The sequence below is a fragment of the Mesorhizobium sp. B2-6-4 genome (assembly GCF_006441495.1).
GTDB lineage: Bacteria > Pseudomonadota > Alphaproteobacteria > Rhizobiales > Rhizobiaceae > Mesorhizobium.
In genome coordinates, this window is record NZ_VFUE01000011.1 from 24226 (window position 1) to 44323 (window position 20098).

At 60.4% G+C, this 20098-nt stretch carries 10 protein-coding genes and 2 pseudogenes; 2 read left to right on the forward strand and 10 right to left on the reverse strand.

Annotated features, from left to right (window positions below; translation table 11 throughout):
* Positions 1-61: 61 nt before the first annotated feature.
* A complete protein-coding gene (locus tag FJ426_RS16470; RefSeq protein ID WP_181176952.1) occupies positions 62-3961 on the reverse strand; it encodes an AAA and adenylate/guanylate cyclase domain-containing protein in 3900 nt (1299 codons plus the stop codon).
* A 424-nt stretch (positions 3962-4385) separates the two neighbouring features.
* Between FJ426_RS16470 and FJ426_RS16475 the strand changes: the two genes are divergently transcribed.
* Positions 4386-10205: an alkaline phosphatase D family protein gene (locus FJ426_RS16475; RefSeq protein ID WP_140825324.1), complete on the forward strand. Its 5820-nt coding sequence runs from the start codon at positions 4386-4388 to the stop codon at positions 10203-10205.
* 554 nt (positions 10206-10759) lie between these two features.
* Here FJ426_RS16475 and FJ426_RS16480 read toward each other — a convergent pair.
* Genes FJ426_RS16480 through FJ426_RS16495 form a run of 4 tightly spaced genes read right to left on the reverse strand, consistent with a single transcriptional unit; the run spans position 10760 to position 14468 of the window.
* Positions 10760-12214, reverse strand: a complete 1455-nt coding sequence (locus FJ426_RS16480) for an aldehyde dehydrogenase family protein (protein WP_140825325.1) — start codon at positions 12212-12214, stop codon at positions 10760-10762.
* The gene (locus FJ426_RS16485; protein ID WP_246675557.1) at positions 12211-12402 is read right to left on the reverse strand and encodes a hypothetical protein; all 192 of its coding nucleotides are present in this window, start codon (positions 12400-12402) and stop codon (positions 12211-12213) included. The genes FJ426_RS16480 and FJ426_RS16485 overlap by 4 nt, the downstream gene beginning before the upstream one ends.
* A 57-nt stretch (positions 12403-12459) precedes the next feature.
* On the reverse strand, positions 12460-13638 hold the full coding sequence (locus FJ426_RS16490) for an alanine racemase (protein WP_140825476.1): 1179 nt from the start codon (positions 13636-13638) through the stop codon (positions 12460-12462).
* Between the two features lie 11 nt (positions 13639-13649).
* Complete coding sequence (locus tag FJ426_RS16495; RefSeq protein WP_140825326.1) at positions 13650-14468, reverse strand: GNAT family N-acetyltransferase; 819 nt, start codon at positions 14466-14468, stop codon at positions 13650-13652.
* 349 nt (positions 14469-14817) lie between these two features.
* Here FJ426_RS16495 and FJ426_RS16500 point away from each other — a divergent pair, with 349 nt between their 5' ends.
* Complete coding sequence (locus FJ426_RS16500) at positions 14818-15756, forward strand: ornithine cyclodeaminase family protein (protein WP_140825327.1); 939 nt, start codon at positions 14818-14820, stop codon at positions 15754-15756.
* A 53-nt stretch (positions 15757-15809) separates the two neighbouring features.
* Here FJ426_RS16500 and FJ426_RS16505 read toward each other — a convergent pair.
* The 5 genes and pseudogenes from FJ426_RS16505 to FJ426_RS16525 form a co-directional block, all read right to left on the reverse strand.
* Positions 15810-15917: pseudogene (locus FJ426_RS16505) on the reverse strand (hypothetical protein); the annotation flags it as partial.
* A 168-nt stretch (positions 15918-16085) separates the two neighbouring features.
* Positions 16086-17408, reverse strand: coding sequence for an FAD-binding oxidoreductase (locus FJ426_RS16510; protein WP_140825328.1), 1323 nt, complete (start codon positions 17406-17408; stop codon positions 16086-16088).
* A 275-nt stretch (positions 17409-17683) separates the two neighbouring features.
* Positions 17684-17808: pseudogene (locus FJ426_RS31830) on the reverse strand (IS481 family transposase); the annotation flags it as partial.
* Between the two features lie 47 nt (positions 17809-17855).
* Positions 17856-19163, reverse strand: coding sequence for an FAD-binding oxidoreductase (locus FJ426_RS16520; protein WP_140825329.1), 1308 nt, complete (start codon positions 19161-19163; stop codon positions 17856-17858).
* A gap of 55 nt (positions 19164-19218) precedes the next feature.
* Positions 19219-20097 carry an ABC transporter permease gene (locus FJ426_RS16525; protein WP_140825330.1) on the reverse strand — a complete coding sequence of 293 codons (879 nt, stop codon included), beginning with the start codon at positions 20095-20097 and terminating at the stop codon, positions 19219-19221.
* Position 20098: the final 1 nt, after the last annotated feature.

Sequence of the window (20098 nt, forward strand, 5' to 3'; positions counted from 1 at the left end):
CTTGCCGCCCAGAAGCGGAGTCGCGAGAATTGCCCTGATGTGCAGCTTTTGGGTTGTGCCACTACTGCCGGCGCCTCAACTCTGCGGCAATCATCGATTCGTCTTGCCGCAGGGACAGTCGCCTGGCCATTGCCAATGCGCATTTCCAAGTAGAGACCGCGAGAGCGTGGTGGCCATCCAACCACTGCGCAACGCCGGTCCAAAGGCCAAATTGTGGACCGCCGACTGGAAATACACGAGAGTAGCGTTTGAGCTCATGCAGCGCTTGCCGCTCCCATTGGCTCCATTGGTCGTACTCGCGCGAGAGCCCGGCTTCACGGCCACGTAAAAGCAGCTCGGACAATCCGGAAATGCCGACCAATGTGCTGTGAGAAGACGGCCGACGCATCACACGCAACAGGCGCAGTGTCTCGACCGCGGCCTGGATACTTTCGGTATGCAGACCAACCCGAGCGAGTGCGAGTGCGAGAGCTCCTTTGGCCGAGATCTGCGCGGCGAGATCGACCGAACCGAGCATCGCGGACGTTATTAGCCGAAGGATGTCGATCGCTTGACGAGGGCTATCCAGGTGAAGCACGCACAGTGCCTTGCATCGTAGGGCCCAAATCTCTTGCTGAATATTTCCTGCGTTCTGTGCGCGCAATAGTAGCTCGAGGGAGGTATGCTCCAGTGCACTCCGTTCTCCGCGGTAATACAATGACCAGAAGCGCATTCCTTGAGCGTTGCACCAACTCAGTTGATCTCCGGCTTGTAGACACAACTCTTGCGACTGATCGAGGCGACGATCAACCACCGACCAGTCACAACGCCCGAGGTGCCAGAGTGCGTCGAGGTTGCAAATATGGGCATGAACTGCTGGATCGGCGAGCGCGAGTGCCACCCGTTCTGCTCTTTCCATGAAGTGCCCGCACGCGTGCCGCCAACCCAGAATACCGAGCCCACATGCTAGTTGCGCGGACGCGACCGCCATCTCAACGGAGAATCCAGTGCGCTCCGCATGTGTGACAGCCCCGACGAGGTTGTACATCCCCCGCGAAAAGCGGAGCTCGAAATAGTCCACCATCGCCGCTTGGTTCAAGCATCGAGCCAGCTCTCTCTCCCAAAAGCGCAAGTCATCTCGCTGCGCCCATTTTGACGATGGTGGAAAAGCTTGTTGAAATGCCAGCCGCAACCCACGCCAGATCAGACGCACCAAAATCGTTGCAGGTGACCGAAGAAGCGGCTCACCTGCCACTTTGAGCGCGCGCCTTACAGCGATGCCCTGAGCGTGAATGTCGCCCCGGCTGTAGTGCGCCTCGGCGAGTTGCCTGCGCCAACGAACCCCCTGCAGTTTCTGTTCGACAGTCCAAATCGGCTGCCTTGGCTCATGGGTCAGGCAGATATCGAGAAATGCCTCCACCTCTCGAAACGCACCAGTCTGCAACGCCTTCGTTGCTGCCAAATCCGCGTACCTGACTGCCTTCTCGTCATTGCCGGCGGCCTCAAAGTGTTGAACGAGAGCTGCCGTGTTGGCTCCCAGCGTATCCTCAGGACTTGATTCGATCCAGCTAGCCAAGGCTCCGTGCAGCCTGTGACGCAGATCACCCGGGATCGAACTATATACGACGTCTCGGGTCTGATCGTGTCGAAATTCGTAGTTCCCTCGCACAGGCCCCTGACGCACCAGATGCGCGGCCACGAGAGCTTCAACGGCAGCATCCACAACGTCGCGAGACAAAACATTCTTGAGCAATGCCTCGAGCGCCTCACTGGTGAACGAACGCCCTACCACGGCGGCGGCCTTGATAACGTCCTGGGCAATAGTATCTAAGCGATCGACGCGTTCTCGTATGACCCGTTCGACACCTTCGAAATATCGAAGGCCGTCGAGTGGCCGGATCGGACGCCAGAAACCGTCGCGCACGGCGATCAGTCCCTCACTCTTCAATGTTAGCGTGATCTCCTCAGCGAAAAACGGGTTGCCACCAGCCAGCGCCGAAACCCGTCGCGCCAGCTCCTCGTCTGGAGGCACAACCCCCAACGTACGAGCGACCAACTGGACGATCGCAGCCTCACTGAGTTCCTCAAGTTCCAGGATGCGACACAGGCGTGCGGGATCGTGGGCTCCCGATCCGGTTACATTCTTCCGCGCCGCCTCGGCCCGTCGGTGCAGATTTTTGAACTCCTCCGGAACCTCCTCCGCACGCATGCATAAAACAATCAGCAGCGAGGATAGTGATCCGAGAATCCACTCGACGAGGCGCCACGACGCAGAATCGAGCCATTGACTATCCTCAAGCACCAATGCCAGCGGGCGTGGCGCCAAGGCGCCTATGATGTCGCCTAGGAGACGCATCGTAGCGTCGGCGCGATGAGCGCCCTCCAGGTGCCGAGTCCCTTCATTCTGAGGAATATCAATGGCCAACATATCGCCAAGCAAAGGCACTCGCCCGACGATTGCCAGATTACGTCGCACGCGGTCGATGAGGCTCTCAAAGACATCGACACCACTGCTTTCGGGAGCCAAGCCAAGAAGGGCTTCCAGTACGCGCCGCCACGGCAGCAGGGAGGTGCGTCGATCATTCCGCTCGGCGCGTACTACCGAAATGGTGATTCCGGCCGAACGCAATTCATCCGAGTACGCACTGACCAGTGCGCTCTTGCCGATGCCTGGTTGACCCAGCACCGCCACCAGACGGGTCGCGCCAGTGCGTACTTCCTCGAACGCACTCTTGAGAAATTCCATTTCACTATGGCGGCCGATTAGCGTCGTAGGAGGGAATGCCGACAAATGGGGCTCCAGCGGACGGAACACGGGCGCCATATCCCCCAGTCCCTCCAACTGAAACGCGCCACGCTTGTCGAAGGAGAATGCCGCCCGGCTCGCCCGTTCGGTCGGTGCGTCGCACAGGACATCTCCAGAGACTGCCGTCATCAGCCGCGCCGCGCGATTGACCGGCTGGCCTAGGACCATGAGTTGCCGCCTTCGCAAGCTTCCCACGACGCGAAACAGCGCATCGCCTGTCGCCACGCCGACCGAGACGAAGAGCCCTAATCGCGAAACGGTGGCGCTGATGGCGCAGGCGGCATCGACGGCACGCTGTGGGTCGTCACGGTGAAACGCACCCCGCGCGCCAAATGCCGCCATGAATACCAACCCTTTGTCGTCGAAAAGCAACTCGCCAGGCGGTCCGCCGCGCCCTCTAAGGATCTCCTGAAGTGATACACAAAGCGTCTGGTGACGGGACAACGCAAGCGGATCGCGGTGATCTAGTCCCACTATCCGTGCGAACAGTACCGAAATGGGTCTGATCTCGGCCAGCGCATCCAGACGGGCGTCCATTCGATGATCTTCATCGAACTCGATCGCAGAACCGTTGTAGGACGTTCTTGAGCTTTGCTCATGCACAAGCAACACATCCTGCAATTGCAGAGGCAAGAACCCGGCCAACCATTTATGGCTTAGCAGTTCCGACGACGCTTTGAAGCCGAGTTGCGGGTTGTCCGCTGCCCCATAGCCTGTCGCTTTCATCGCGCCATCGGAGAGCACGTACTCCCAGCGGGGTGCAAGCGCTTGTGACTTTGCGGCCTGGGCTACAGCATCGCCGCCGGCGACTAGGTTCCAGACCGGCTGGCCGCCCAAGGAAGCAGCCCAGAGCGTGCCGGCGCCCACGCCAACGTGCAGGGCCGGACCAATTTGGCTCGTCGAGGTGTCCGGCCTATCGTTGCGACCATGGCAGATCGCTTCGGCGCAGGCGGTCGCCGCGCGGACGGCAGCTCCCAGGTTGTCGCCATCAGCCGCCCAATATGCGAGGAGGCAGTCGCCCGCGAAGTACAGGACTTCGCCGCCACGATCGAGGATTTGGTCAGCGCACCCCGCGTAGGATAGGCCTAGCAGCCTCGGGATTTTATCTAGTCCCTCTTGCCCGCGCCGCGCCAGCTGTTCCACCAAGGCTGTGTATCGGGACACATCAACAAACATCACAGCAGCCGGAAATTCAACGGCAGCGGGGCGATCTCCGGATAAGCCGTGAATTCTACCGAGGAGCTTCAGCGGCAGCAAACTCCGAAGTAGCTCACCACTACCCTCCATGACCTCCTACCTATGGTTGTGCGAACAATTTCACACGCGACCGTATGCCTTTGGCGCACTTGGCAAACTAGGTCCTATTTACGATAGGCCACTTTACTTGCTGCTAATACACCAATTTTCCTATATGATTTCGTGGTCGCCGAGGGCTCTCGTCCATGCCGATCGACTTTCAGGCACACGCCGAATGTGCAATGACCAGGATTTCATGCGACTTCGATCCATTCGTGTATGGCCTCTTGCAGATACGAGCTGCAGCCTTCTTTAGCCCCTCGCCGCTCGGTGAGCGCTCGCAGACAGCCGCCGGGAGATTGTGATGAGCGGCGCGGGACTCGACACAGACTCGGGGACAGCTTGGATCTCTCAGGGTTTCGAGCGTCTCGTTGATCGCGTCCGGAAGAATCCTGCGGTCCAGCACTTCGACGTCCTGATCATCGGCAGCGGTTACGGTGGCGCAATTGCTGCCGCCACATTTGCTGGCCGCCATAAAGGCGGAGTGCCAGTTACCGTTGGCGTGCTGGAGCGCGGCAAGGAATACTTGCCCGGTTCGTTCCCGACGGGCCTGGGAGAACTGCCCCGCCACATTCGGCGGAAAACCAACAAGGAAGGCCTCTTCGACGTCAGGCTTGGAGCGGAGGTGACGACGGTTGTCGCCAATGGGGTCGGAGGTGGCTCCCTGATCAACGCCGGGGTGATGGAAGTTCCCTTAGCGGAGGTATTCCAGACAGGATGGCCGAGGCAACTTTCAAGTTTGCCGAAATGGAAGTCATTTTTCGAGCGCGCTTCGGAATTGCTCGGTGCTAGCATAAACGGCGCGGCGAACACAATTGCGAACCATATTGATGGGCCCCCGCAAAAGTTCAGATCAATCAGCGGCATAGCTCCTACAAACACGTTTCGACCGGCCGCGATCACTGTCGCAATGGCCAACTCAATAAGCTCGGGCAAGGTCAGCCTCAACAAGTGCCTGCGTTGCGGCGATTGCGCAACTGGCTGCAATTTCGGCGCGAAGAATTCTCTCGATGTCAATCTTCTGGTGCGCGCTCAGCAAAACGGGGCGGAGATATTCAGCGGCGCTACGGTGTTAAGCATTGAGAAGGATGGTGCCGGCGGCTGGATCGTCAACAGCGTTTACACCAATGCGACGCTTCGCGCGCGTGACGGCGAGGTGTTGAAGGTTCGGGCTCGCAAGGTGGTGCTGGCGGCAGGCACGCTGGGATCCACTGAGATAATGCTTCGATCACGGAATATCGGGCTGCAAGTCTCGGGCGGACAGCTTGGCAAGCGATGCTCGACCAACGGCGACATGCTGGTCGCCGACTATGGCACTATGGCATCCGTTAACACCGTCGCCAACGACGCCATCCAGCCATCAAAACGTGCGATCGGCCCAACGATCACGGGCATCATCGACCTGCGAGAGACAGCGGGGGTTCTCATTGAGGAAATGTCTGTCCCGGCGGGCCTTCGTATCGCGTTCGCGGAAATTTTTGCTACAGTCAATACCTTACACACCCTCGACGAGATCGACTGGTCAACTCACCAGCAAGGCTTCCCAAAAGACGATGCTTATGTCGCGTCGGAAGAACGCATCGAACGCTCCGCGCTCTACGCCGTTATGTCCGATGACGGAGCGGCTGGCAGGATCGAACTCGACCGCGCTACTGACGAAGGCGACGATTCTCCGGCTCCTTACAGCGACGGTATTGCACGCATGCGTTGGGGCAAGCTTCCGAACCTGCCCGTGTTCGATGCACAAATCGAGGTGCTCGCCGGTCTCGCCAAGAATTCTGGCGGACGCGTCATAGCGAACCCTTTCTGGCAACTACTGCCGGCGGAACTTACCTGGCTTCTCCAGGGAAAGCGCGGGGCGCTGACGACCGTGCATCCGCTCGGCGGCTGCACCATGGCCGACACCGGGGCCGTGGGCGTCGTAGATCATCTCGGCCGGGTGTTTTCCACGCATACAACAAGCGCGGTCCACGACGGTCTGGTGGTGCTCGACGGTTCGATCGTCCCTACCGCGCTCGGAACGAATCCCGCACTTACCATCTCAGCGATTGCGTTGCGCGCCGCGGAGGAGCTTGCAAAAGCTTGGGGCTACGACATGGGATCACCTGTTGTGGCGGGCGCTACGCTGGTCCGACCGGTGTTTCGCTCAACCGATGTTCCGGCGCCGCGACCTCGAACGGAAGTCGAGATCATCGAGCGGCTTGTTGGCCCCTTGCATATGAGGCTTAAAAATGGCGCGTTTGGCGCATATGTGGTCGAACTGACACTGCGCTTTAGCCCGATGACGCTCGCGGATTTGACTCCGAGCAACGGTGGTGACCCAACGTTAGACGTTGCCACTGACCAGTCGGAGCTGTTGGCCCGTAGTATGATACGCATATTCCCGCAGCCCACGTGGGATCGGCTCGAGAAGAGTTGGGACCCAGCAGGCGTGAGGGAACAACAACTCGACGCTATCGCTGAATTCAGCGCGCCACTCACAGGCACCCTGAAGGTGCTTGAGCGCCAGAAGACATGGGTGCTTGGTCGCATGTGGCGCGCGGGCAAGGCATGGCTTCTGAATCGAGGCCTGCGCGACATCTATCAGGCGATTGTCGGCGATAACGACGGCCCAGGATTGTTCAGCCGCATCTATCGGGCGATTGTCGGCGACAACGTCGGCCCAGGATTGTTCAGCCGCGTCAAGTCGGGCCTCGCGATCGCCAGCCGTTCCGGCGAAATCCGAGCACTCGTGTACGATCTCAGAATTGGCAGCCCAGATGCGCACACCAAATTGCTACTCTCCGGCGACCATATCATCGGCACCAAAACCTTCACCTATGAGCGGCGCTGCAATCCCTGGCGCCAGCTCATGGAAGTGACGCTCGAACGTTTCCCTGGGATGAGCAGCAGCACCGCCGAGCGCGTACTGAAACTCGACGTGGGCTATCTCGCCCGCATCGGCGTGCCACTGTTTCGGGTAACGCGACAGCGCGACGGCGTCGCCACAATCGGCGAGCTCGTCACTTTCTTGGGCTACTTCGTGCGGTTACTGCTTGGTCAGCATATCTGGAGCTTTCGAGCGCCCGACAGGGACATCGATCCAGCAAACGACATCGTCGATTTCCGGCCACCCACCAATCTTCAACTCCCGGGGGGTGGCTCGGTCTCGGCACAAATCATCGATATACCGATCGGGTCGAGGAGACCCGACATCAGTGGCAAACCCACTTGGGGCAAGGTTTTAGTCACGCGCTATCCGCATCCTGGCACTATCAAGAGGCCGGTCGTGATGCTGCATGGCTACAGTGCTGGCGGCACCACCTTCGCTCATCACGCAGTGAACCCAAATTTCGCCAGTTATCTTTGGAACACCGGACGCGACGTATGGGTTGCCGATCTCAGGACCAGCCCCGCGCATCGCACGGCAAGGCAAGCGTGGAGTTTCGACCAGATTGGCAATCAAGACGTACGCAAAGTGATAATGAAAGCAGCCGAGGCGTCGTTCGACAAAAAGGTCGACGTCGTGGCGCACTGCATGGGGACAATCGTCTTCAGCATCGCTGCGCTCGGTGGCAAGATCGACGATCTGGTTCATCGAGCAGCGTTCACGCAGGTCGGGCCGCTCGTCGTCTTCTCACCGGCAAACGTCTTCCGCGCCTACGTGGTGCGGTATCTGATCGATTTCCTACCTGACACTTATGAGTTCAATCCCAAGAATCTGACGCTTGCGGATGACCTCTTGGATCGTGTGCTCTCGACGATGCCTTATCCTGTCGAGGAGTTCGATATCGAGAATCCACTCTGGCCGACGAAACGGACACCTTGGACCCGGACGCGGCATCGCATGGACGCGCTCTATGGCCGAGACTTCAACGTCGCCAACATGGAGCCCGAGATGCTGCGCTACATCGACGAGCATTTCGGCGCGCTAAGCTTGAGGACCGTGGCGACGACGCTGCATTTCGCGCGCTACTCGATGATGACGAATTTCAGAGGCCAGAACCAGCTCGTCTCACGCGAGACATTCGGTAAATACTGGCATTTTCCGACGTTCAGCGTACACGGCGCCGAGAACGGGCTGTCGCACGTGTCGACCGTGGACCGCATGTCGAAGATCCTCGGTGACGCCGGGTGCGACTATCGCCCGCCGTTCATCAATCCGGGCGCCGGCCATCAGGATGCGCTGGTCGGCACGACGAGGCATGCCACGTTCCAGAAGATCGAGCAGTTCCTGGACGACACCAGCACGGCCCAGCAGACCGAACCCGACACGGAGATGACGGCTTACCCTCCGTGGATCGGGCCAATCATCACCGAGGAGCGGCCGCAAACGCCGGCGCTCGTGGTACGGGTCGGGTCGATGCCTTCGCTTCGAGCCCCCGAGGCGGTGCTGATGCTGCGCATTCAAGTTGTCGGCGACCAAATCCTGCGGCCTGATAATCCGGCCGCACCCTGGGAGCTGAATTACATCGTCAACCATTTAGTTGTGTATAAGTCGCCGAAGCTAGTGGTCAATCGATGGGATGCGTTTGAAGTTCCCTTACCGGCTCTGATGCCGAACTACGACTCGGCACATCCCGGCAATGCGCTTTTAGTCCTGCTTGCATACCCCGACGACAAGGACTTTCCGACCGGAGACGGGTTCAAGACTGGCTACTTCCGTGCTGTTGCAGCGTCAGAAACTGTTCTTCCTCTCGATCCGACGAAATTCGTTGACGAAGTCCCAATCGGAGGTGGAACGGCGTTCGGGCAATTCAAGATACTGGCGGACGCCGCGTCGCGCCTGCTTGAGCCGCTCAGCGCAAGGTCGAAAAGCTACTCCGAGATCACCCCGAGCCGGCTGGGTTACTTCCCGCCAAAGTTAGAGAGCAGAAAGCTAGGGGCAGAAAGCGGGACGAGTGACGTAACGTTACAGACGGTGGTCACGCCCAAGACTACGACGTCACTGCAGTTCGGGGTGCACACGCCGACTGGGGTCGTCCTACTCCCACGCTTGATCGAGCAGGATCGCAACCTCATGGACGGCGTGATACCGTACGATCCGCCGCAGAATCCGTCCCGATTTCCAGTACCAAGCGGTACGAGCTTCTCACTCGCATCGTGCCAGTATCCCGCCGGATTCATCGATGAGCCTGTCGCGTACCGCTCCTACGGCGAGATGGTCGCGCGTCTCGAGGCGAACGCGGGAATCAAACCGCGGTTTGCACTCTTCGCGGGCGACCAGGTGTACGTTGACCCGACCGCTGGGCTCTACGATCCGCGTTCGGTTGATGATCGATATCGTTTGCCTTATGAGGCGTGGCTGCGCAACCGGAACGTGCGCAATGCATTGCGCCGGATTCCCTCGTTCATGCTGCTCGACGATCACGAGATCGATGACAACTGGGAGCCGATACCCGACGACCACGAGAACGAACAGAAGAAGACCTTAGGCCTCAAAGCATACAGGAAATACCAGCGTGGGATGTTCGGGAGAAGGACCTTCAATTTCGATGGCTTTGATTTCTTCATGCTCGATACACGTACAGAACGATCCCACCGTATGGTCGGGCGTCTCGAGAGTGCCGAGTTGTTTTCACCGGCGACCATGTGCAAACTTAAGCGTTGGCTGCTGAGAAAGTCAGGGCAGCATTTCGTCCCGAAGTTTGTCGTGTCGCCGGTCATGCTGCTCCCGCGTCATCGGCGCGCGGTGCAACGTGACGAACGCCTCGACCCTTCAAATCTGAGTGCAATACATTCCGACGGCTGGGACGGGTATCCGAAAACGCTGCGCGACGTGCTCGCTCATATCGCGGCGAACAACATTGATCACATAGTGTTTCTGTCGGGCGACGAACATCGGAGCTGCGTCGCTACCCTGGACCTCCTTGATGCCTTCGGGAATCCAATCACCCGCGTGCATTCAGTACACACCGCCGCGCTACACGCTCCCTACCCGTTTGCGAACAGCATCGATGAGGACATCGTCATGAACGAGACGATCGATATCGTGGGCTGTGCGGCCAGCTACAAGTGCGTCGTCAACGCAACACGACCACCCGCTGGCGACGGCATGACATTCTTGCGCGTGCGCCAGAACGCCGGGATTTGGAACCTCGATTGCGAGTTTGCCCACGGAACGCTGCTGCCGCTCACACTGTGAGCGCAGCGCTGACTGTCGAATGTATGCACGCCTCGTCGCCGCTTACCGCACAACAGGAGGGAAAGATCCCATGTATAGCCTTAGAGCCGAAATGGATACAGGTGTTCGATCTCTACATTTGGCGTGGTTCGTTGTTGTCGGACTTTGCCTTAGCGGTTGCCAAACGAAAGAGTTAGCAGCCACGCCGCGTAGCATCGCCTTTCTAAACGTCACGGCAGATGGAATGCAGGCCGTCGCCGAAAAGGCGCAAACCCATTGTGCGCGCTATCATCGTGACGCCGAACTGATTCCAGGTGAGTGGGCCGAAAGTCGAGCCACATTTCGGTGCATCGACAGGTAGATTGAATTGCTTATTCGGCATAACGGTAATCCGTCAGCGGGTTGGCTTGCCGCCCTGGGTAGTCGCTTCAGGCCAAATGTAGGATCGCCCCTTAGCGACACCACTGCCGACGGAATAATGCGAAGATAGTGCCTGAAGCGGGGGTGCCCATTGAAGGCGGCTATTGGCATGAATGGCTCCGACGGCGCGCCTCTACGCAGGGCAAAGATGTCGCCTAGAAATAGCCGAGGATGGATTTGACCTCGAGATATTCCAGCATGCCCTCTACGCCATATTCACGTCCGTTTCCGGACTGCTTGAAACCGCCAAACGGCGCGTGCGGATCCCAGGCCGGGTAGTTGAGATGCACCTGACCGGAGCGAATGCGCGATGCGACGTCCCTGACGGCGTCCATATCATTGCCCTGCACATGGGCTCCCAGACCATAGACCGTGTCGTTGGCGATGCTGACGGCCTCCTCGACTGTGTCGTAGGGGATGATGCAGAGGACCGGCCCGAAAACTTCTTCCTGGGCAATGTGCATGCTCGTACGCACGTCGGAAAAGATGGTCGGCTTCGCATAGAGGCCGACATTCAGATCGTGCGCACGACCCGGTCCGCCGATGATGAGCTTGGCGCCTTCCGAAATGCCCACGTCGATCATGGTTTGTATGCGGTCGAATTGGGCACGATTCGCGATCGCACCGTGAGTGGTGGCCTCCGAAAGAGGATCGCCGACGACGATCTGGGCCGCGACCCTCTTGGCGATTGCCTCGATGTCGGACAGCCGCTCGCGTGGCACGATCATGCGTGTCGGGGCGCTGCATGACTGGCCGAGATTGCGGAAGGCGGCGGCTATGCCCATGGAAACGGCGCGGTCGAGATCGGCGTCCGGCAGGATCACGTTCGGGGATTTGCCACCGAGTTCCTGCGCGACACGCTTGACGGTCGGCGCTGCCGCCTGGGCCACCGCAATGCCCGCGCGGGTGGACCCAGTAATGGAGATCATATCGACATTCGGATGGGATGCCAGACTAGCACCCACGCATGCCCCATCACCTTGCACCAGATTGAACACTCCGACAGGGAAGCCGGCTTCCTCTATCGCTTCGGCGAACAGCAGAGCGTCCAGGGGAGAAAGCTCGCTCGGCTTCAACACGACCGTGCAGCCTGCTGCGAGCGCCGGCGAAACCTTGGCGGTGATCTGGTAAAGTGGCCAGTTCCATGGCGTGATCAAGGCGCAGACACCGATCGGTTCGTGGGTGACGGCGGTTTGCCCCCGCTGCTTGACGAAGGGAAAAGCAGTCAGGACCTCGCAGGCGACCTTCACATGCGCGATCGCCAGCGGCACCTGTGCGGTGCGCGCATAGCCGATCGCCGCGCCCATTTCGAGGCTAACGCATTGAGCCAACAGTTCGCCGCGCGCCTCAAGCAGCGCTTGCAGGCGATCGAGGAGACCCGCGCGATACTCTGGCGTGGTCCGGCTCCAGGTGGCGAATGCCCGGCGGGCCGCTGCAACGGCCGCATCCACGTCCAAGCTGTTTCCGAGCGGAAACCGAGCCACAACCTCTTCGGTGGAGGGGTTCACCACCAAGCCCTTGGCGGTGCCGCTTGGCTCGGCCCATCGACCGTCGATGAAGAACTTGTCCAGGTGGCCGTTGCGCGACAGATGTTCGAGGGGCGTGATCACGCGACAAGGTCCTTAATACGGGAATAGGCGCCTAGAACCGGCAGGAACCGGGGGCGCCCGAAATAGCCGGGGATCGCCGGCCAGTCGAAATCCTTCCAGGGATTTAAGTCGGGGCGCCCATCCATGACATCAGCCATGGTGCTGCCTATCAGCGTCGACATTTCCAGCCAGTAAGAGGTAAACTTCATTTTCTTGACCACCAATGCTGATTTGCGTGGGGCGGCATGCAAGGCATAGTTGCGCGCCTACCAGCCGCGCATCCGCTCCCAACCCGCTTCAATCCTGGGGCTGTCCCCGTTAACGACGCTATAGAAATCATGCTGGGCGGCCATCGCACATGCGTGGTTGGGCAAGATCCGCACCCGAGAGCCGAGCGGCAAGTCGGGCATGGACTTTCCAGAACCGGCACGAATGGCAAGGATACCGTGTTCCTGGCTGGCCTGGACCACGATCACATCTTCCAGCACCCGCCCCTTCTCGTCGCAGACCACACCGTAACCCTGATCGATCCGCTGGTTTGCGGTTCCTCTGTCGCGCGAAAGTGCCATCCACCCGGCATCAACCAGAACCCATCCCTTTTCCGGCTTGGAGCCGATCACAGTGGCCAATACGGAAATCGCGATATCGTCGCGGTCGCACACCCCAACCCCGTGCTGGAGGAGATCGAAGAACATGTAGACCCCGGCGCGCAGCTCCGTGACACCTTCGAGATTCTGGGCGAAATGCGCGGTTGGCGTCGAGCCGACGCTGACGATCGGACAGGCATGGCCATGGGCGCGCAGGATTTCAGCAGCGCGCACGGTGGCCGAACGCTCGTTCTCCGCTGCCCTGACCAGCGCATCGGGCGTGTTCAAGCCATAGGATTCGCCTGCATGAGCGAGAACCCCGACGAGCTTGGCACCGGCAGCGACGACCCTGCTGGCCACGTCGGGCAATCCCGGGTCGTCCGGCTTCAATCCACCGCGATGGTCATCGCAGTCCAGTTCGATGAACACCGACGGCGTCATGCCGGTGGCTTGGCGCGCGTCGGCCAAGACATCGGCCTGCTCCACAGTATCGAGCAACAGCTTCACATCAGCGCCGGTACGGCGACAAAGCTCCATGGCGCGCCTGGCCGAAGCCGGCGAGATGCCAACCGCATAGGTGATGTCGCGAAAACCGTGGTCCGCGAAATATTCCGCCTCGGCGATGGTCGAGACCGTGATCGGACCGGGCTCGCGAGGGAACGCGTATCGGGCGACGTCGATGCTTTTGGCCGTCTTCATATGCGGGCGCAGCACCACGCCAAGCTTCTTGGCGCGCTCAGCCAGCCGTTGAATGTTGCGCTCGAGCCGTCCGCGATCCAAAAGCAGCGCTGGGGTAATCAAGGCGTCGATCGTCTCAGTCGTCTCGCTCGCTGCCCGGTTTGCCGCCATCTTGTTCATCATCTCGTTTCCTAGGTGAACGACTGGTTTGCCAGCGCGTACATATGGGCGGAGCCCTCGGAGACAGGCCGCAGCCCCTTGACCATGGCGGTCGCCGAGCTGACCTGCTGCAGGCCGAGGCTCTCGAGCCAATCGCCCAATCCATCTTCGGCATAGATATCGATGCGAACGAATTGATCATGAAGCCTAGAAAGCTGCGCCAAGATCAAAAGCCGCGCATCCTGGTCACTCTCGGCCGCACAGGGGCCGATTACATAGCCACGGCCGAACCTCCTGCTGATGGCGTAGCCGGCAATCCGCCCGTCGCGTTCGACTACGACGACCTTGCCCACATCGGCGAGTGCCGCGACCATCGACGGTCGCGGCATGCCCGTGGCCCGTTCATCGAAGGCCTGGATCGCGGCGAGGTCGGAGATCGTCGCCTGACGCACACCGTCACCGCCCGCCCGCGTCACCGCAGTGGTCAGCAGGCCTTGGTGCTGGAGCACCGTGCCCCAGGCAGTGAAGCCGCGGCGCTTGTAAAGCGCGAGCCCCTCTTCGGTGGACGTGAGCAGCACGTTGCGACCCTGCGCGGCCTCAAGCAATCCATCAAACAACCGCGAACCGTTGCCACCGCCTTGCGCAGAGCCAGTGACTATGATCATGCCGACGGTGGCAAAAGCCTTGCCGTAAATCCACGACATGGCGGTGCCAATCACCTGCCCTGCCTGCTCGAGAACCAGCCCCCTGCCGACAGTGGCGGCGAATTCCCAATCCTCCAGGCGATAGGGCCAGCCCATCTCCTGCGACAGCTTCAGCGCGCCCGGCAAATGACGGGTTTCCAATTTCATCAGCTCGCTAGGGATAACGATGTCTCGCTCGAGTTGGGGGCCATGGGAGGTGCCGTCTCTTAATCACTGTCGAATTGAAGTCGGACCTTAGAGTTGCGCCCCAACAGCAGATTTCTCTGCTGTTTTGCCCTTTCAAATAAGCGAGATCATTCGTTTTCGGCAGTTCCTCGGCACGCAAGGTTGCATAAATCGGGCGAAGAATATCGGGCAGCTTGAGTCCCCGTTTGTGATCACCCTCGCTCGGCGTGTCCTCCGCACCCATCCAAAACGGATGCGTTCTCAGCCTCCACGATGGCATAGCCGCGACACGTCTCAGCGATGAGCGCTTGATGCTCAGAAGGAATTTCGAATGATCTACATCAGCGAAGAGGAGTCAGCCGCCCTTGTCACCCATGAACTTGCCTTCGAGGCGGCGCGGGAGGCTCTCGTGGCAGCAGCATCGGGGCAGAGTTGGGTCTTCCCTGCTGTCATCGGGCGCACGCAGGAGGCGAGCAATACCTTCTCTATCAAATCCGGCTCGTCGGACGACCTGACCGGAGTGAAAATCGGCTCCTTCTGGTCGGGCAACCCGGCACGTGGCCTTCCCCGCCACAACTCCACCATCGTGCTGCTCGATCAGAATACAGGACGGCTCCGCGCTGTAGTCGAGGCCGGAAAGGTGAACGCCTACAGGACGGCCGCAGCCGACGCGGTTGCAGCTGATCTTCTTGCGCGCAAGCAGGCCAAGGTTCTGGCGATATTCGGCGCCGGCAACCAGGCGGGCTTCGAAGTGAGAGCGCTGGCACGCATCCGCGCAATCGAAAGCGTGTTGGTGGTGGCCCCGGCTTCGCCGCGGCGCGACGCTTTTGTCGATCAGATCGGCGAATTGGGCCTGCAGGCGCGTGCTGCCTTGCCCGAAGAAGCCGTGCGTGCGGCCGACATCGTGGTCACGGCGACACCCTCACGCGAACCGCTGTTCGATGCCGCTTGGGTGGGACCCGGAACCCATATCGTCAGCATGGGGTCGGACGCTCCAGGCAAGCGCGAATTGCCGAGCGAACTATTTCCCAACGCACATCTGTTTTGTGATCTGCTTTCCCAGTCCGTTCAGATCGGCGAGTTCCAACACGTGCGCGACGAGATCGACGCCGGCGTGCTTGCAGTAACACCAATCGGCGACGTCATTGCCAAGCGTGTGTCCGGACGCCTCTCCGATACCGAAATCACTCTCTTCGACAGCTCCGGTATCTCCCTGCAGGACCTCTATATGGCTGACGCGCTGATCCGCGCCAAGACGCCCAACCGCTGATCAGCTTCGCACCCAGCCTCCGCCACCGATCCAGCATTGCGTCATCCACACGCGGGGTACGTCTCGGGCACATAGAGCCCGCCATCCGGCGCCAGACCTTCAAGCAGGATTTCGCAGAACTTCCTGCGTTCGGGATGGCCGCGCGTGGAGATGTAGTGCATGTGACGCTCTTCCTTGTAGACGCGATCGTTCAGCCGGGGCCGCAGCGCTGCATGGTCAATGGGCCGCCAGCTTCAGCCGTCAACGTTAGGCCCGCCACCACGCGATCTTGTCCTGCAGGCCATAGCGGCGATTGTTGGTGCGCGTCAGGCCTGACTTCCGGCTGATCTTCAGATAGCGGCGATGTCCAGCTTCGAGCCGTCGACCAGACGCGACAGGCGGAGCGGTGTAGGATCGACGCATGGCGTGTCGTTTACGACAAGCTGTGCGGCCAGATAACCAAGCCCCGGGCCCAAACCGAAGCCGTGGCCCGAGCAGCCCGCCGCGAGGACGAGGCCTTTTACCCCATCCACCTGCGACACCACAGGCACTGCGTCCGGCGTGCAATCCACGAAGCCGCCCCAGGCACTATCGATCTCTATATCGTCGAGTTGGGGGAAGGTCTTCCGGACACTCTCCACAACCTGGCTTACCAGCCATTTTAAGGGTGGTGGATCCAGCACGCGATTCTTCTCGAAGATGCGATCGTCGTTGGTCAGCAGCGCCGGCATTGAATCCGGCCCCGAAAGGAACGATTGGCCGATGCCGAGCCTGACGTTCTTTAGGCGACGCAAGAATTGCGGCATGAATTCCCGGCTATACCGGATAGCCTGCGGCGTGATTTCGAGGTTCGCCTTGCCGCTGATCGCAAGCGTATAGCTGCCGTCCAGTCGGCGCGTGATCGTGCAGTAGGGTGTGGAGATTGCCTCGCCTATGTTAATTGTCGGGGTGGAACGCAACGCGGTCTGCCGGATGCTCGCTTGGGGGAAACTGATCCCGAGCGGCCTAAGGAAGCGCGAGGACCAGGCGCCAGCGGCGCACAGCACCGTGCTGGTTCTGATGTAGCCCTTCTCCGTGTGCACGCCCGCAATCTTGCCATTGGCCAAGTCGAGCGCCCGCGCGGCGCATTCCTGGTGGATGCTGGCGCCCAGAGCTCTGGCCCCCTCGGCGATAGCCGGCGCGGCGAGCGCAGGTTCGGCCTTACCATCCCGGCCCGAATAGGTCCCGCCGACCCATTTGTTGCGCGCTTCGGGGACGCGCTCGGCCACCTCCGCCCGGCTCAGCATGCGGGTGTCGACCTCGTACTCCCTGGCGACCTCGCGCCACCTTTCCCAGCCGGCGAGCACAGCCTCGTCGTGAGTCGCGGAGACGAGACCGCAGCGTCGAAATCCAAGGTCCCGATTGATATCGCGCGTCAGCTCGTCCCACAGCCGCATGGAGATCACCGAGAGCGGCAGTTCGCGCCGATCGCGGTTCTGCTGGCGGCACCAACCCCAGTTTCGGCTCGATTGTTCACAGGCGACGTGGCCCTTCTCGAGCAGAGCCACAGAGAGGCCACGCTTCGCCAGGAAATAGGCGGCCGTAGAGCCGAGGATGCCGCCGCCGACGATGACGACGTCGACCTCGGCCGGGAGACGCTCATCGCTGTGAATGCATTCGACTCGGGGCGACATGTTCCAACCAACCTAGGCTGCCAAGAATGCGGAAGCAAAGTTCCGATCAGCCCTTCATCGCATCGTGCGCTCGAAAGAATGTGCCGAAATCATTTAGGACTTCGCCAGATGTGCGGGTTTTTGATCCCTTGATCGATACGAACTGCTCAAGCCCGACCGAGTTCCAGTTCGGCGCAGGGCGGCGTAGCATGCTCGCGAGTCCGCTGGATCGCGCTTAAGGGTCTTGAGCCTGCATGCGAATTGTAGTCGGCATCGACGTCGGCGAAGTGTTACCCGAGCTGATCATGGCTCTCGTAGACAAGCGTTTGACGGAGGCGTCCTTGATCGTGCGGTACATCCTCTCGACCTGTCCATTGGTCCAATGATGCTTGGCCCCACTCGTACGGTGCTCGATGTCGTTCGTGGCGCAGGCATATTCGAAGGCGTGCGCCCCGTCACCTTTGCCGGTCAGCGGCTGGCGCGCCAGAAGGCGAGGCGGTCCTGCAACCGGTAGCCCTGGATAATCGCCGGCATGAACCAAGGATTGCCGCGATAAAGCGGGATGGCGGAAGGCGGTCGAAAGTCGAACGCCGTGCGCGACTGCTCCCCATGCCCCAACAATTTGTGGGCCGCACGCATTCCGATCCATGGCGCCCAGACCACGCCTGAACCGCAGAAGCCGGTGGCATAGACCACACCACCCTTCTCGAAGATGCGGGGCAGCATGTCGCGGTTCATCGCGACGTTGCCGAACCAGCAATGCGAGAGGCGCACGTTTTCCAACTCCGGGAAAAGGTTCACAAGGCCCTTGCGCAGGAGAAGTTTCGGGGCAATCGGATCGCCGACGCGAGAACTGTCACGGCCTCCCAGCAAAATGCGGTTTCCGTCAGGCGTGGGACGATAATAGAATCCGAGTTGCCGATTCTCCGTGATCGTCATCAGCTTCGGCATCAGTCGCGCCATGACATCGGGCGCTAGTTCCTCGGTGACTACGATGCGGCTGCGGACCGGAACCAGCCGGCGGCGCAGGAAGGGAGCGGCGCCGTCGGTGTAGCCGTTGGTGCAGACCAGAACCTGCCGCGCATCCACCGTCCCTGCCGAAGTCACGACGCGGAACCCCGAAACATTGCTCTCGATCGATTTGACCACCGTTTGCGAATGGACCGTCAACCCGGATGCCAGCGCGACCCGCAGAAGTTCAGCATGGAACTTTGCGGGGTGCAGGCCGCCAATGTCCATCCGAACGGTTCCGCCGCGGTAGAAATTGGTGCCGATATAGTTTCGCTGCTCGGCATGCGGAACGGCGTAGGACTCGACCCCCAGCTTTTTCGCCAGCCTCTCGGCGCCGCGCGCCATCGTCTCATACTGTTCATATCCGAAAGCGCCTTTGAACTGGCCGACCAGTCGGAAGTCGCAGTCTAGTCCTTCGGTCTTGATGAAGTCGTAGAGGAATTCGCGCGCGACCTTGCCCTCGGCCTCGATCGCCATGGCTTTCTCCTCACCGAAGCGCCGGGTGATCGTGGCATAGTCAGGCCGGATGCTGCCGCTCGTAATCCCGCCGTTACGCGTGGAAGCACCCTCGCCCGGATTCATCGCATCGAAAGCCGCGACCGAGCGTCCTTCGCGCGCCAGCACAAGCCCGGCGGAAAGCCCGGCATAGCCGGCGCCGATAATTGCCACGTCAAGCGTCTTTGGCAGCGGCTGCGGTGGCAGCGGCATGACGGGCGCCGCTTCCCACCAATAGGACGTGTTCTTCTCGATTCTGGGCTCGTGCACGTTGCTGACTTCTCTTGCTGTTCCAGGGAGTATGAAAGCGATCGCTTGCGGCGCTTCAAATATGGTCGTCCCGAACGTCCAGCGCGTCACGCAGTCCGTCACCAATAAAGTTGAAGCTGGTCACCGCGATGGTGATTGCTGCTCCGGGAATGATGGCCAGCCAAGGTGCGCTGCCCAGATATTGCTGGGCGCCATTGAGCATGTTGCCCCAGCTGGGCAGTGGCGGCTGGATGCCGTAGCCCAGGAAGCTGATGTAGGCTTCCATGAGAATGGCGCGCGCTACCGTCAAGGTGGAAGCAACGATAATTGGACCGATGGCGTTGGGAAGGATCTCGCGGAACATGATATGGGTACCGCTCAATCCCAGCATACGCCCGGCCAGGACGAATTCGCGCTCGCGAAGCGAGCGGACCTCGGCCTCCACAATTCGGGCTACTTCCATCCAGCTGGTCGCAGCGATGACGACGGTAATCATTGTCGGGCTGGGTTTCAGAGCTGCGGCAAGGGCCAGCACAAGGAAGATAGACGGGAAGGCCAGAAAGCCGTCTACCATGCGCATCAGCGACGCTCCTACCCAGCCGCCGCGGTATCCAGCAATTACCCCAACAAGCGTGCCGATCAGCGTCGACAACAGCATGGCGAAGAAGCCCACAAGTAACGAAATTCGTCCCGCCATTAAGAGCCTTGCCGCCAGGTCACGGCCGAGCGGATCTGTGCCCAGAAAGTGGTGCCCCGTAAGCGGGGGAGCAAAGCGGGCCCGCAGATCGATATATAGTGAGTCATAAGGCAGGAGATGCGGGCCGACGACGCAAGCGAGGCTGAGAAGGACGATCATCGCCAAGCCGAGCAGCGCCAGGCGATGCCGCATGAAACGAAGCGCCGCGCGATTGTTTGTCCATCGGCTTGGAGCTGCATTTGCGGTGAGAGCGGTCATA

What these genes read in the sequence shown, in the direction of transcription:
- FJ426_RS16470 (WP_181176952.1), bottom strand. Translation starts at nt 3,961, where the DNA reads ATGTTTGTTGATGTGTCCCGATACACAGCCTTGGTGGAACAGCTGGCG.
- FJ426_RS16475 (WP_140825324.1), top strand. Translation starts at nt 4,386, where the DNA reads ATGAGCGGCGCGGGACTCGACACAGACTCGGGGACAGCTTGGATCTCT.
- FJ426_RS16485 (WP_246675557.1), bottom strand. Translation starts at nt 12,402, where the DNA reads ATGAAGTTTACCTCTTACTGGCTGGAAATGTCGACGCTGATAGGCAGC.
- FJ426_RS16490 (WP_140825476.1), bottom strand. Translation starts at nt 13,638, where the DNA reads ATGAACAAGATGGCGGCAAACCGGGCAGCGAGCGAGACGACTGAGACG.
- FJ426_RS16495 (WP_140825326.1), bottom strand. Translation starts at nt 14,468, where the DNA reads ATGAAATTGGAAACCCGTCATTTGCCGGGCGCGCTGAAGCTGTCGCAG.
- FJ426_RS16500 (WP_140825327.1), top strand. Translation starts at nt 14,818, where the DNA reads ATGATCTACATCAGCGAAGAGGAGTCAGCCGCCCTTGTCACCCATGAA.
- FJ426_RS16510 (WP_140825328.1), bottom strand. Translation starts at nt 17,408, where the DNA reads ATGTCGCCCCGAGTCGAATGCATTCACAGCGATGAGCGTCTCCCGGCC.
- FJ426_RS16525 (WP_140825330.1), bottom strand. Translation starts at nt 20,097, where the DNA reads ATGACCGCTCTCACCGCAAATGCAGCTCCAAGCCGATGGACAAACAAT.